General features: G+C 68.1%; 14 protein-coding genes. 5 read left to right on the top strand and 9 right to left on the bottom strand.

All coding sequences use genetic code 11. The annotated features are described in order from the left end of the window. Window positions 1-22: 22 nt before the first annotated feature. From VHP37_12000 to VHP37_11980, 5 genes are all read right to left on the bottom strand, one after another. Entirely contained in the window at window positions 23-898 is an 876-nt protein-coding gene (locus VHP37_12000) for an alpha/beta hydrolase (GenBank protein ID HEX2827063.1), read from the bottom strand. A gap of 65 nt (window positions 899-963) precedes the next feature. Continuing rightward, window positions 964-1,719 carry a hypothetical protein gene (locus tag VHP37_11995; GenBank protein HEX2827062.1) on the bottom strand — a complete coding sequence of 252 codons (756 nt, stop codon included), beginning with the start codon at window positions 1,717-1,719 and terminating at the stop codon, window positions 964-966. Window positions 1,720-1,764: 45 nt separating this feature from the next. Beyond that, on the bottom strand, window positions 1,765-3,594 hold the full coding sequence (locus tag VHP37_11990; protein ID HEX2827061.1) for an ATP-binding protein: 1,830 nt from the start codon (window positions 3,592-3,594) through the stop codon (window positions 1,765-1,767). After that, complete coding sequence (locus VHP37_11985) at window positions 3,594-4,139, bottom strand: YfiR family protein (protein ID HEX2827060.1); 546 nt, start codon at window positions 4,137-4,139, stop codon at window positions 3,594-3,596. Before VHP37_11985 ends, VHP37_11990 begins: the two co-directional genes overlap by 1 nt. Window positions 4,140-4,173: 34 nt before the next feature. Further along, a complete protein-coding gene (locus tag VHP37_11980; GenBank protein ID HEX2827059.1) occupies window positions 4,174-6,048 on the bottom strand; it encodes a TonB-dependent receptor in 1,875 nt (624 codons plus the stop codon). A gap of 57 nt (window positions 6,049-6,105) precedes the next feature. On the opposite strand from VHP37_11980, the gene VHP37_11975 reads away from it, so the two are divergent. Further along, on the top strand, window positions 6,106-6,288 hold the full coding sequence (locus VHP37_11975; protein HEX2827058.1) for a hypothetical protein: 183 nt from the start codon (window positions 6,106-6,108) through the stop codon (window positions 6,286-6,288). 14 nt (window positions 6,289-6,302) lie between these two features. On the opposite strand, the gene VHP37_11970 is transcribed toward VHP37_11975, so the two are convergent. The 4 genes from VHP37_11970 to VHP37_11955 are packed head-to-tail and all read right to left on the bottom strand — an operon-like array spanning window position 6,303 to window position 9,518. Beyond that, entirely contained in the window at window positions 6,303-6,581 is a 279-nt protein-coding gene (locus VHP37_11970) for a hypothetical protein (GenBank protein ID HEX2827057.1), read from the bottom strand. Window positions 6,582-6,613: 32 nt separating this feature from the next. Then, on the bottom strand, window positions 6,614-7,555 hold the full coding sequence (locus tag VHP37_11965; GenBank protein HEX2827056.1) for a tripartite tricarboxylate transporter substrate binding protein: 942 nt from the start codon (window positions 7,553-7,555) through the stop codon (window positions 6,614-6,616). 7 nt (window positions 7,556-7,562) lie between these two features. Then, window positions 7,563-8,546, bottom strand: coding sequence for a D-2-hydroxyacid dehydrogenase family protein (locus tag VHP37_11960; GenBank protein HEX2827055.1), 984 nt, complete (start codon window positions 8,544-8,546; stop codon window positions 7,563-7,565). A gap of 42 nt (window positions 8,547-8,588) precedes the next feature. Then, a complete protein-coding gene (locus tag VHP37_11955) occupies window positions 8,589-9,518 on the bottom strand; it encodes a tripartite tricarboxylate transporter substrate binding protein (GenBank protein ID HEX2827054.1) in 930 nt (309 codons plus the stop codon). Window positions 9,519-9,803: 285 nt separating this feature from the next. On the opposite strand from VHP37_11955, the gene VHP37_11950 reads away from it, so the two are divergent. From VHP37_11950 to VHP37_11935, 4 genes are all read left to right on the top strand, one after another. After that, the gene (locus VHP37_11950; GenBank protein HEX2827053.1) at window positions 9,804-10,784 is read left to right on the top strand and encodes a tripartite tricarboxylate transporter substrate binding protein; all 981 of its coding nucleotides are present in this window, start codon (window positions 9,804-9,806) and stop codon (window positions 10,782-10,784) included. Further along, the gene (locus VHP37_11945; GenBank protein HEX2827052.1) at window positions 10,781-11,836 is read left to right on the top strand and encodes a lactonase family protein; all 1,056 of its coding nucleotides are present in this window, start codon (window positions 10,781-10,783) and stop codon (window positions 11,834-11,836) included. Before VHP37_11950 ends, VHP37_11945 begins: the two co-directional genes overlap by 4 nt. Next, window positions 11,812-12,879 carry a tripartite tricarboxylate transporter substrate binding protein gene (locus VHP37_11940; GenBank protein ID HEX2827051.1) on the top strand — a complete coding sequence of 356 codons (1,068 nt, stop codon included), beginning with the start codon at window positions 11,812-11,814 and terminating at the stop codon, window positions 12,877-12,879. The genes VHP37_11945 and VHP37_11940 overlap by 25 nt, the downstream gene beginning before the upstream one ends. Before the next feature lie 103 nt (window positions 12,880-12,982). Next, a complete protein-coding gene (locus tag VHP37_11935; protein HEX2827050.1) occupies window positions 12,983-13,852 on the top strand; it encodes a TauD/TfdA family dioxygenase in 870 nt (289 codons plus the stop codon). Window positions 13,853-13,858 lie beyond the last annotated feature (6 nt).

Genomic DNA, 13,858 nt, shown 5'->3' with positions numbered 1-13,858 from the left:
CCTTCGCAGGAATGACGAACCGTTACCTCGCGAGGAATCTCCGCACCGCCTCGACGAACCCTCGCGGGTTGTCGAGCGTGACGTGGTGGTCGGCGTCGGCCACCACCGCGACCTCGACCTGCGGCGCGCGGCGGCGGATCTCTTCGAGCGCCTCGTCGTCGATGCGGTCGCTCTTGTCCCCTTTCACCAGCAGCGCCGGCACCTTCACGTGGTCCCAGCACGGCATGGCGTCGAGCCGCTCGAAGATCGAATACAGGCTGCGGTCGAACTTGTGCGTCCACGTGCCGTCGGGCTGCTCGCGGCCGCTGTGCATCGCGATGTAGCGGATCACCTCGGGCGGCGCGATCTGCGTCCCCGGCGGCTCGAGCCGATAGCGCCGCACGAGGTCGTCCTGCGTCGCGTAGGCGCTCGGCGGACGCGTGCCGAAGTCGCGCAGCCGCGCCACGTTCTCCGCGCTCATGTGCATGCGCGAGTCCACCACGACCAGCCGCCCCAGCCTCCCGCTGTAATTCGCCGCGTAGACCAGCGACACGATGCCGCCCATCGAATGGCCGACGAGCGTGAAGTCCCTGAGGTCGAGCGCTTCGGCGAATGCCGCGATGTCGTCGGCGTAGTCGCGATACGCATACGCGGGCGGGTCGGCGCGCTCGCTGTCGCCGTGGCCGCGCAGATCGACCGCGCGCACGTGATGATCGGCGGTGAAGCCGCCCGCGACGAAGTCGAACCAGTGGCCGTGCGCCGCGCCGCCGTGGACGAAGAGCAGCGGCTTTGCACCCTCGGTGCCGTAATCGAGGTAGTGCAGCTTCAGGCGTCCCGTCGGCGCGTAGCGGCTCGCGGACGGGGCGGATTCGGGGAGCGATGCGGGTGACGCGTGTCGCGCGCGGGACGTGTCGGCCATTCGGAATTCACGCAGGATCGAGGTGCGGATTATAAGAGCAGGATCGCGGAGGTGATCGGGGCGATTCAGAAGTGCAGGCCGAGGGAGACGCGCACCATGTGGTCGGCCGTGAAGTTGACGTGCGGATCGCTCGCGACGCGCACGAAGTAGCGGTCGTAATCGAGGGTCACCGACACCCCGGTGCCGCGCACCCTGATCTCGTCCTCGGCCGAGGCGCGGCCGTTCTTGTGGAAGACGTCGATCGTAAGCCGCGTGCGCTCGTCGGGCTTGATGCGCGCGACCACGTGCGCGATGCGCTGCCCGGTGTGCAGCCGGTCGTCCTTGATCTCGTAGGCGGAGAGCACGGTCCTGGGGATCGCGCGCGTGCCGAAGCCGAACAGGATCGCGTCGTTCGGATCGAAGTTGAGGTTGAAGTAATCCTTGAGGTTGGTGCGGCCGAAACCGAGCAGGCCGAACCAGCGCTCGCCGATCTCGGCGTTGACGCTGCCGCCGAGGAAACCGCGCGTCGCGTATTGCAGCGACGGCGTGAGATGCCCGAACGGCAGCGCGATCGTGTCCTCGTACCCCAGCCGTAGCTGGCGGAACTCGCCCGCCTGCTGGTAATAGCCGATCCACGCGGTGTGCGTGGACAAGTTGCCGCGCAGGTTGACGTCGTACGCGTCGGGCTGCGAGCTCGTGTGGTAGAACGACGGCGTCAGCTTGTAGGCGATCGCCGTCTCATCGGCGGTCTTGAGGTCGACGCGGTTCTGCGAAGGCGCGACGCCCTGCGCCTGCGCGCCGGCGGCGAGCAGGAATAGCACGCACGCGATCAGCGTCTTCATGGCCGCCTATGGTACGCCGACGGAGGCCGCCGGCATCGGAATCGACTAGGGTTTCACATCCGCACGCGCGCGCTGCGCCGCGCCGAGTATCCACGGCAGCTCCGCCGGCTCCAGCGGCTTGACCACGTGGTGGTCGAAACCCGCGGCGTGCGAGCGCGCCTTGTCCGCCGCCTGTCCCCAGCCGGTCACTGCGATCAGCACCGAGGCATTGCCGCTCGCGCGGATGCGCCGCGCGAGGTCGTAGCCGTCCATGCCCGGCAAGCCGATGTCGAGGAACGCGACGTCCGGCTGGAACGATTCCGCGGCGGCAAGCCCGCCGGGGCCGTCGTGCTCGACGCGGACCTCGTTGCCCATGTCGCGCAGGATCATCGCGAGGCTCGCCGCGAAGTCGCGATTGTCGTCCACCACGAGGACGCGCTGGCCGGGCGCGGGCGCGGCGTCGGGCTCGAGGAATGGATGCGACGGCCCCGTCGGCGAGCGCACCAGCGGCAGGCGCACCGTGAAGCGGCTGCCCTTGCTCAGGCCCGCGCTCTCGCCCTCGATCGTGCCGCCGTGCGCTTCGACGAGGTAACGCGCGAGCGCGAGCCCGACGCCGAGACCCGATTGCTCGCGGTCGATCGCGGTGTTCGCCTGCGTGAACATCTCGAACACCTCGTGGAGCGTCTCCCGGGTCATGCCGATGCCGTTGTCGGTGACGGTCACCGCCGCACGATCGCCCTCGATCGCGACCCGAAGCTCGATACGCCCGCCCGGCGGCGTGTACTTCGCCGCGTTGTTGAGCAGGTTGGAGAACACCTGCGCGAGCCGGGTCGCATCGCCGCGCAGGAAGACCGGCCCGTCGACGGCCTCGACCTCGAGCGTGTGCTCGCGCGCGTCGATCACCGGCCGCGCGATCTCGACCGCGTTGTCGACGACCGCGCCGAGCTCGACGGTCTCGTCGCGCAGCACCAGCTTGCCGGTGGTGATGCGCGAGACGTCGAGCAGATCGTCGACGAGGCGCACGAGCTGCTTCACCTGCCGCGCCATCATGGCGCGCGCCTGCGCCGCGAGCTGCGGCTTGTCGCCCGCCCTCTCGAGCAGGTGCAGACCGTTGCTGATCGGTGCGAGCGGGTTGCGCAGCTCGTGCGCGAGCATCGCGAGGAACTGGTCCTTCATGCGGTCGGCCCTGAGCAGCGCTTCCGAGCGGCGCCCGACCTCGCCCAGCATGTTGTTGAAGGCGTCGACCAGATAGCCGGTCTCGTCCTCGGTCGTGCGCGTGACGCGCCGCGAGTAATCGCGGGTGACCATCACGTCCTGCGCAACGCCGGTGATGTCCAGAATCGGCTTGGTGATCGCGCGCTGCAGGAACGCCGAGATCAGCAGCGCCGCGCCCAGGCTCAGAGCCGACACCGCGGCGAGGATGCCGAGGTAGTTGCGCACGCGCTCGACGAGCTCGTAACGCTCGCGCAAGTACACCGTGCCGCGCGTGCGGCCGCTCTCGACGATGGGCTGGAACAGCGCGATCTCCTTGCCCTGCACGCGCACGCCGGGGAACAGCGCTTTCGGCGGGATGGCCGCGGTGTGGCCATCCCCCACGTACTCGGCGAACAGCACGCCGCTCTCGTCGTAGATCGCCGCTTCGAGGATCGCCGGACGCACTTTCAGCAGGGCGAGCGTGTCGCGCGCCGCGGCGCGATCGTCGAACGCGAGCGCCGCGACGCTGGAGCGCCCGAGGATGTCCGCCTGCGTGGTGAGATCGGAGGCGACACGGTCGTAGTAATCGGTCGAGTCGTACGCGACGAGCACCGCCACCGCGACGACGAGCGCGACCAGCGTCGTCGCCAGCATCAGCACGAGCAGCTTGAAGCGTACCGACTGCCGGAAGGCCCTGAACATCAGTAGCTGCCCCGCACCGTGCGTGCGACCGCGAGCAGCCGCGAAGAGAGGCGCAGGCCGCGCTTTTCCGCCGAGTCGATCGACGCGTCGAAGCGCACGCGCTCCTGGACCACGACGAAGTTGATGACCGCGCCGTAGTCGAGCGCGCCGTCGGCCTCGGTCACCACGAGCGCATGCCGCGGCGCCTTCTGCAGGATCTCGCGCGTGCGAGCGCCTTCGCTGCCCGCGATATAGACGACCTGCGCCAGCGGGATCGCGTCGGCGGCGGAGACGCGCCTCACCTCGATCGTCCGACCGGCGACGCTGCGCCCCGCGGTGATCGCGCGCAGGCTGTCGGCGACCGCGTCGCCGCCGACGACCGCCATCACGAACGGCGCGTCGGCGCGCGCGTACGCCGAGTCGGGCCACGTCACGAACTCGGTGAAGCGGAACAGGAACGCCGCCTTCACGCGCTGCTCGAGCGCGCGATCGACCTCGCTCTGCGCGGCCGCGGGCATCACCCGGGAAAGCGCGAGCAGCGCGGCGAGCGCAGTACGGCGGTTCATGGCCGCAGTGCGACCCTGAAGCAGTGGTTATGCGTCATTGCCGCAAGACCACTTTGAAGAAGATGCCGCGTCCGTATTCGGCGCGGTTCGCGGCCGGCCCCCACTCGGGATGCCTGCGGTCGAAGAGGTTCTGCAGGAGCAGCGACAGCTCGACGTTCGGGGTCGCTTTCCAGCCGAGGCGCGCGTCGACCGCGGTGTACGAAGGCACCTGCGGGTTGGGAAGCTCGCTCACGTAGCGCGCCATGATGTCGAGCTCGTAGCGCTTCGCCAGGTCGAACGCGGAGCGCAGGGTGATCCAGCGGTGAGGATCGTTGCCGAGGCCGGCCGTGGTCACGGTGCTGGTGCTGCCCGGCTCGGCGCGCAGCGACTGGCGCATCTCGACCCAGCCCGCGTCGATCTTCCACGACGGCGTCACGCGATAGGCGCCCCATGCCTCGATGCCCTTGGTGGTGCCTTCCATGCGGTTATCGAAGACGCCGCCGCCGGGCGTGAGCTCGAAGCTGCGCAGCCGCTGATGGTCGTGATAGAAGGCCGTCATCGAGTATGACAGCGCGCGTGTCTCCTGCGCGCGATAGCCGATCTCGTAGACGTTGGAGACTTCGGAGCGGAACTGCGGCCCGCCTCCGAGCACGAAAGGCGGCGAGGTCGGCGCGAAGAGCTCGCGGTCGATGCGCGAGGGCGCGCGCACCGCGCGCGAGGCGGCGCTCCACAGCAGGCGCTCGGGCGAGATCTGCCACGCGACGCGCGCGTTGGGCAGCCACTCGAGCCCGCTGTAGTCGTTGTGCTCGGCCTTGACGCCCAGGGTGAGCGCGAGCGACGGCACGATGCGCCATTCGTTCTGCGCGAAAGCGCTGTACCAGGTCAGGCCGCGCGTCGGCGGCAGAAAACCCAGGAACGGCGTGAGGTTGTCGATGTGGTCGTGGGCGTAGCGATAGCTGGCGCCCCAGAGGAAGCGGTGCGAGTGTCCGAGATTCAGCCCGTGCTGAAACTCGGCGTTGAAGATGTCGAGCTCCTCGCGAATGGTGCCGGGCTGGTCGCGCTCGACGCGGTCGTAATAGGCCTGGGCCTGGAGGGTCGAGCCGTCTTCGCGGACGTGGTTCCAGCGCGCGATCAGGTTGGCGCCGCCGAGATCGCGCGAGCCGCCGGGCGCCTGCTGGATGTTGCTCTGGTAGGCGTCGCCCTGAACGGTGAAGCCGTTGCTCGCCGTGCCCCAGTCGGCGCGAAAGCCCGCCTGCTGGCGCGCCGACTCGTCCATGATGCCCGCGCCGTTGCCCTGCTTGCTGTGCGTCTGGTCGAAATACTTCGCATAGGCGCGGTAGTGGCCGCCGCCGCCCAGCGTTCCGCCGTAGCGCGTGGTCACCGCGCGCTGGCGGTTGCCGCCGCCTGCCGAGACCATCAGCCCCTGGGTGTCGGCGGCGGCTTTGGTGATGACGTTGATCACGCCGTTCACCGCGTTCTGGCCCCACAGCGTGCCGCCGGGGCCGCTGATCACCTCGATGCGCTGCACGTCCTCGAGCACCACGTCCTGCACTTCCCAGAAGACGCCTGAGAACAGCGGGCTGTAGACGATGCGACCGTCGATCAGCACCAGCAGGCGGTTGGCGAGCGTGTTGTTGAAGCCGCGGGCGGTGATCGCGTACTGGTTGGCGTCGGCGCGCGCGACCTGGAGATTGGGCGCGAGGCGCAGCGCTTCGGGCAGCGTGGTCGCGCCCGAACGGCGGATGTCCTCACCGGTGATGACGTAGATCGACGCGGCGGCGGAAGCGAGCGCTTCCTCGCGTTTCGACACCGAGGTGATGACCACGTCGGAGAGCTGCTCGAGGCTCAGCTCCTCGATGCGCACCGAAGCGTCCGCCGTCGCGGCGAGCAGCGCCGCGGCGCCGAAGCCGGCGAGTTTCAGGGACGACATGTTTCGGCACACCCGTTGCACTGTTGTTCTCCAGTTATAGGTACACAGGGGATGCAAATGCAAGCCACCGCGAGCTTCAGATTCACCACCGCCGGCGACGGCGCGTGGCACTGGACGGCCGCGCACGCGGACGGCGCCGAAACGATGTCGCCGTGCCAGTTCGGCTCTATCGAGGACTGCATGGCCGATGCCGCCGAGCACGGCTACGCCAACTACCACCCGACCGAGGCCGCTTACTAGCGATTCGGTTCCTCTCAGGACTTTCCCGCGCCGCCCGCGCGCTTCATGAACAGGATGAGCGCCGCCGGCACGTGTACCAGTCCGAGCCCGATCGCGAAATACAGGAACGCCAGGAGCGGCGTCTCGGCGACCTGCGTCGCGATGTAGCCGAGCGCGCCGCCGACCGCGAGCAGCCCGCCGCGGGCGAGCGCAGCGGCCGCAGGCACGGCGGTGAAGCGCCCGATGTCGCGCTGCGCGTAAACCGTGAGCGGCAACAGCACGGCCGCGAGAAACAGGGCGGTCCCGAACGTCATGCGGCGCGGTACGCAAGCCGCGTGCCTTGAGCCTACTTGCCGCCGCCGATCACCCGCTTCCATTTCGCATAATCCGCACGGATCTGCTCCGCCAGCCCCCGCGGCGTCGACGGCGCCGCGATGAGTCCCTGCGCGAGCAGCGGCCGCGTGAGATCGGCGTCGGCGAGCGTGTCGCGCAACAGGCCGCCGAGCCGCATGACGATGGGCTGGGGTGTCCTGGCGGGGGCGAGCAGGCCGAACCAGAACGCGGCGTCGTAGCCTTTGACGCCGGCTTCGGACATCGACGGAACGTCGGGCAGTCCGGGATCGCGGCCGGCGCTCGTCACCGCGAGCACTTTCACGCGGCTCCTCATGCCCTTGGCGGTGGTCGAGCTCGCGAAGGCGAGCGAGAGCTCGCCGCCGAGCAGCGCGGGCAGGATGTCGTTGCCGCCCTTGTACGGCACGTGGGTGAGCGTGATGCCGGTCAGGTTCTGCAGCAGCGCGCCCGACAAGTGCCCCGCCGAGCCGACGCCCTGGCTGCCGAAGTCGATCGTGCCGGGCCTGGACTTGGCCAGCGCGACGAGCTGGGCGACCGAGCTCGCGGCGAAGTCCGGGCGCGCGACGAGCGCGTTGCAGAACGTGAAAGCGCGGCCGATCGGGGCGAAGGCGCTTGCGTCGTAGCCGATATTCTTCTCGAGGATCTGGCTCACGGTCAGCGCGCCGGCGCTCGACCAGAACAGCGTGTAGCCGTCGGGCGCGGCGCGGGCAGCGATCTGACCGGCGACCGCGCCCGCGGCGCCGCTGCGGTTCTCGATCACGATCGTCGTGCCCAGCGCCTGCCCGATGCGGGCGGCGATGACGCGCGCCGAAGCATCGGCGCTGCCGCCGGCGGTGAACCCGACGAGGAGCCGGATGGGTTTGGTGGGATAACCGGGCTCGGCCGCGTGCACGGCGCCGCCGAGCGCGAGCAGCGCCGCTGCTGCGATTGTTCTCATCGTTCGTTCAGTCGTTGATCGAGCTTTGGTTGCGCTCGGGAGTGAGGATGCGGATCGGTGCGCCTCGCGCGAACGTGCCGATGTTCTCGACGCAATCGGCGTAGGCGATCTCGTAGAACTCTTCGACGTTATGGCCCTGGTGCGGGGTCAACACCACGTTGGGCAGCGCGCGCAGCGGATGATCGTCCGGCAGCGGCTCCTCCGCGTAGACGTCGAGGCCGGCGCCCGCGATCCCCTGCCTTTCCAGCGTCTCGATGAGCGCCGCTTCGTCGATCAGCCCGCCGCGCGCGGTGTTGACGAGGATGGCGCCCGGCTTCATGAGCCGAAGCTCGCGCGCACCGACGATGCCGCGCGAGCGCTCGGAGAGCACGAGGTGCAGCGACACCACGTCGCTGCGCGCGAAGAGCTCGTCCTTGTCGACGCGCGTGACGCCCAGCGCCGCGGCGTCCTCGCTCTTCAGGTTCCGGCTCCAGGCGATGACGTTCATCGAGAGCGCCTTGGCGACCGGCAGCACGCGCTTCGCCTGCCGTCCCAAGCCGACCAGACCCAGCGTGCGGCCCATCAGCGTGATGCCGACGGTGGTCTGCCAGCCACCGAAGCGCATGCGCTGCGCTTCGTGCGGGATGTGGCGCGCGACCGCGAGGATGAGACCCCACGTGAGCTCAGCGGTGGCGTTGCGATACGTGCCCCTGAGCTCGGTGTAGGAGACGACGATGCCGCGCTCGTTCGCTGCCGCGACGTCGAGCGTGCGGTTGTAGAGCCCGGTCGCCGCGATCATCTTCAGATTCGGCAGGCTTTCGATCAGCTCGCGCGGAAAGCGCATGCGCTCGCGCAGCAGGCACACCACGTCGAACGGCGCGAGCACGCGCGCGGCATCGCCCGGCGGGATGGGCCGATCGAACACCGTGATCTCGCACGGATGCGGCAGCACCGACCAGTCCGCGGCGGTCTGCGAGCGCCGCAGGTAGTCGTCCAGCACAGCGATTTTCATGGGGTCAGACCCCGGCTTTTCGGGGTTGACCCCGGTTTAGCTTCAGAGCTTCAGCTTTTTGACGAGGTCCCGCCACTTCGCGTACTCGTTGCGCACGTCGCGCGCGAACTCGTCCGGCGGATTGACGATGACTTCGGCGCCTTCGGCGTTCATCCGCCGGACGACCTCGGCCGCCTCCATCGCGCGCTTCGCTTCGGCATAGAGCCTGTCGACGAGCGCCCGCTTCGTTCCCGCGGGCGCGAACAGCCCGAACCACGCGCGCACCTCGTAGCCGGGCGCGACGCCGCTCTCGGCGACCGTCGGCAGCTCGGGCAGGAGCTTGCTGCGCTTCGCACCCGTGATCGCGATCGCCTTCAGGCGGCCGGACTTCACCAGCGGCAGCGCGGAGGTCGGAAAACCGAGGATCCAGTTCACGTCGCCGGAGACCACCGCCGGATACGCCTCGCCCACACCTTTGAACGGCACGTGCAGCATCTGCGTGCCCGTCAGCGACAGGAACAGCTCCGCGCCGAGGTGCAGGATCCCGCCGACGCCGGAGGAGCCGAAGGAGACCCCGCCGGGTTTCGATTTCGCGAGCGCGACGAGCTCTTTCACGTTCGACACCGGCAGCGACGGCGTGGTGAGCAGCAGATAAGGCGCGCCGTTCAGCGCGGTTATAGCGGTCAGGTCGCGGATCGGATCGTAGCCCTGCGGACGGATCGCCGCGTTGGTCACGACGCCGCTGCTCGTGACGAGCAGCGTGTAGCCGTCGGGCGCGGCTTTGGCGACGAGCCCGATACCGATGCTGCCGCCGGCCCCGGTGCGGTTGTCGACGACGAACGGCTGGCCCCACGTCGCGTTGTAATGCGACGCCGCGATGCGCGCGACCGCATCGACACCGCCGCCCGGCGAGACCGGGACGATGATGCGAACGGGGCGGTTGGGGTAAGCCTGCTGGGCGGGTTGGGCGGCAAAGCTTGCAGCCGTTGTCATTGCGAGGAGCGAAGCGGCGACGCAATCTCGTGTCGCACGGAAGAGTTTTTTCTGGATCATGTTCTCGTCAGTATGTCCGGGAGAGCCTGCGCCGCCTCGATGCCTTTCGGCAGCTCGTCGGCCTCGAAGTCACCCGGTCTGTGTTGCGGATAAACGTGGATATTTCGGGTTCAGACCCTGGTTTTCAGATGAACCTTACGCGACACCGGCGCGCGGTGCACATTTTCGCCGATACTATCCGGAACAAAGGGCAGCGGCGATCTGCCCGTCACGGAGGAGGAAGCGATGTACGCAAGCGTCCGTATTGCCGCACCATGTCTCCTGGCTGCCGGTCTTTGCGGTGCGATGCCGCACGCGACGGCGCAGACCTATCCATCCAGGCCGATCGAAGTCACCGTGCACACGTCGCCCGGCAGCGGCGGCGACGTGCTCTCGCGCGCGGCGGCGGAGATCATCCGCCGCGACAAGATCCTGCCGCAGCCGCTGCAGGTGGTGAACCGCGTCGGCGGCGCCGGCGCGGTCGGCTTCAACTACTTCAAAGGCAAGCGCGGCGATCCGTACTCGGTGTTGTCGGTGACCGGCACGATCCTCGCGATGGCGTACCGTCCGGACATCAGCATCACGCTCGACAACTACACGCCGATCGCACTGATGGTCATCGATCCGCAGACGATCATGGTGCCCGCGAACTCGCCGTACAAGACGTTCAAGGATCTCGCCGAAGCGGCGCGCAAGGCGCCCGATACTCTGGTGGGCGCGACCACGTCGCCGACCGGCACCGGCCGCATGCTGGTGTACCTCATCGAAAAAGCGGTGCCCGGCGCGAAGTTCCGTACGGTGTTCTTCAAGGGCGGCGGCGACGCGGTGACCTCGACCGCGGGCGGTCACACCACGTTCACCACCGAGAACCTCTCCGAAGGCGCGGGCTTCGTCGAAGCGAAGACGCTGCGCGTGCTCGCGGTGACGTCCGAGAAGCGCCTGCCGCAGCAGCCCGACGTGCCGACGCTGAAAGAGCTCGGCTATCCGATCACCGCCGGCACCATTCGCGGCTTCACGTTCACCGCCGGCGTGCCGAAGGAAGCGGTCTCGACGATGGAAGCCGCCTTCGCGAAAGTGCACGCGTCGCCCGAATGGCAGGAGCTCGTCAAGCGCAACATCTACGAAGACCGCTTCATGGGCAGCGCCGAGTTCACGCGCTTCCTGCAGCAGCGCATGCAGGAGTACCGCGAGTTCTACGACGCGATCGGGCTGAGCAAGACCAAATGAAACCCCGCTACGCCTACGTCGGCGGCTTCACCACCGAAAAACGCAAAGCCCAAGGCAAAGGCGTCGCGGTCTATCGCATCGACGATGCCGGCAAGTGGTCGTTCGTGCACGCCTGCGACGCGATCCATAACCCACACTACGTCTGCCTCGATCGCACCCAGCGCTTTCTCTATTCGGCGCACGGCGACAGTTCGGAGACCGCGGCCTATTCGATCGACGACGCCACGGGCAGGCTCACCTTCCTCAACATGCAGGAGACCGGCGGCGACAACTCGTCGACCGTCACCGTCGACGCATCGAACCGCTGGGTCGTGCTGTCGAACGGTCCCGGTGTCGCGGTATTTCCGCGCAACGACGACGGAACGCTCGCGCCGCGCAGCGATCTCCATCTCGCCGAAGGCGGCGACGGCCCGTGGCGCGACCATCAGCACGGGCCGCATCCGCACCAGGCGATCTTCGATCCGACGGGCCAATGGGTCGTCGTGCCCGACAAGGGACTCGACCGCGTCTTCGTGTTTCGCTTCGACGCTCGCAGCGGCAGGCTCGGGCGCGATCCGTTCTCGGTGAAGTGCCGCTACGGCGCGATCCCGCGGCACATCGCGTTCCATCCTCACGCGCCGTTCGCGTACGTGGTCAACGAGCAGGACTCGACGGTGAACGCTTATCGCTGGGATGCGAAGCGCGGAACGCTCGAGCCTTTCCAGCGCGTGCCGACGACGCCGACGTCCTACGTTGCGGACAACACCGGCGCGGAGATCGCGATCGCGCCTTCGGGCAGATTCGTCTACGCGTCCAACCGCGGTCACGACAGCATCGCGATCTTCGCGGTGCAGGACGACGGCGCGATAGAGACCGTCGGCTGGGAATCGACCCAGGGGAAGAAACCGCGCTTCTTCGGGCCCGATCCCGACTGGAAGCACCTTTATGCGGCCAACGAGAACGGCCACACCATCGTCGAGTTCGACGTCAACCACGAGACCGGCAGGCTCACGCCGACCGGCCAGATCATAGAAACAGGAAGTCCCGCGTGCATTGCTTTCAAGACCAATTGATCGTGCGCCACGAGATCGCCACGGCCGCGTCGCGGCCTCGCGATGACGTCATTGCGAGGAGCAACGCGACGAAGCAATCCCGAGGCGCTCGAAGCGCCGCGGCGCTGCTGGCCGCGCTTTGCGCAACCGGCGCTCTCGCCGCTGAACCGGCCTACCCCACCAAACCCCTGCGCGTCCTCGTCGGCTTCAGCCCCGGCGGCGGCACCGACGTCGCGATCCGCATCATCGGCAAGAAGCTGTCGGAGCTGTGGAACCAGCAGATCGTCGTCGACAACCGCCCCGGCGCGGGCGGTCTCCTCGCCTTCGACATCGTCGCCAAGGCGAACCCCGACGGTTACACCCTGCTCGCCACCAGCCCGAGCTTCGCGATACAGCCCGGCCTCGCGCTGAAGCTTCCCTACGATCCGATCCGCGACTTCGCGCCGGTCACCGAAGCGTCCGCGTCACCGTACGTCCTGGTGATCAATCCGAACGTCCAGGCATCGAACGTGAAGGAGCTCATCGCGCTCGCCAAGGCCCAGCCGGGCAAGCTCAATTACGCGTCGGGCGGCATCGGCAGCGCGCAGCACCTCGTCACCGAGCTCTTCCGAATGAAGGCGGGCGTGGACATCGTGCACGTGCCTTACAAAGGCGCGGTGAGCGTGCCCGATCTCATCGCCGGCCGCGTGCAGATCCTCATGAGCGGCGTGCCGCAGTCGCTCTCGCACATCCAGGCGGGACGCCTGCGCGCGCTCGGCGTCACCACGCCGAAGCGCTCGCCGGTGCTGCCGAACGTCCCGACCATCGCCGAAGCCGGCGTGCCGGGCTACGCGGTGACCGTGTGGTACGGCGTCTTCACCACCGGGCGCACGCCGCAGCCCATCGTGCACAAGCTCAACGCCGGTTTCGTGCAGGCGATACAGTCCGCCGACGTGAAGCAGCAATTGGGCGCGATGGGACTCGAGGCCGTCGGCAATCCGTCGGCGGAATTCGCCGCCAGCGTGAAGAGCGAGATCAAGCAGTGGGCGGACGTGATCAAGCGCGCCGGCATAAAACCCGAATAGAGACGGTCATCGCGAGGAGCGAAGCGACGACGCGATCTCTTGGCGCACGGACGCTCCGTGATTGCTTCGTCGCTACCGCTCCTCGCAATGACAAGACACTGACATGAACATCCGCAAGCTGTCCAACGCCCTCGGCGCCGAAGTCACCGGCATCGATCTTTCGCGCATCACCGACCGCGACTTCGACGCGATCCGCGAGGCGTGGCACGAGCACCTCCTCCTCGTCTTCCGCGACCAGCAGCTCGAATACGCCGACTACATCCGCTTCGGCGAGCGCTTCGGCGAGCTCGAGAAGTACCTGCACTCGAGCAAGGACTACACGCATCCGGGGCATCCCGAGATCTACTTCCTCACCAACCACGAGGTGAACGGGAAGCCTTCGGAGACGCGCGACGTCGGGCGCGAATGGCACACCGACCAGTCGTACACCGCGCGGCCGCTGAAAGCGACCATGCTCTACTGCCGCGAGATCCCCGATACGGGCGGCGACACCCTGTTCGCGAACATGTATCTCGCGTACGACCGGCTCTCGCCCAGGTTGCGAGAGATCCTCGAAGGGCTCGAGGCGGTGCACGACTTCTCGCTGCGCCTCGGCAAGCTCGCGACTTACCTCGACGCCGAGAAGATCGCGGCGCGCAGGAAGAAAGCGCCGCCGGTCGCGCATCCGGTCGTGCGCGTGCATCCCGACACCGGAAGAAAATCGCTGTTCGTCAGCGAAGCGGTGACCAGCCACTTCGTCGGCATGACCGCCGACGAAAGTCGCGGCTTGCTCGAGCATCTCTTCGCGCACTCGGTGCGGCCGGAATTCGTCTACCGCAATCGCTGGCGCGTGGACGACGTCGCGATCTGGGACAACCGCTGCACGCTGCATTACGCGGTGAAGGATTTCGAGCACACCAGCCCGCGTCACATGGTGAGGATGGCGGTGCTGGGGACGCCGCTCGGCCGCATCGTGGAACAGGACGCGGCGTAAGCGAGG

The organism is Burkholderiales bacterium (assembly GCA_036262035.1).
GTDB lineage: Bacteria > Pseudomonadota > Gammaproteobacteria > Burkholderiales > SG8-41 > JAQGMV01.
This window is presented reverse-complemented; position numbering and strand designations above follow the sequence as displayed.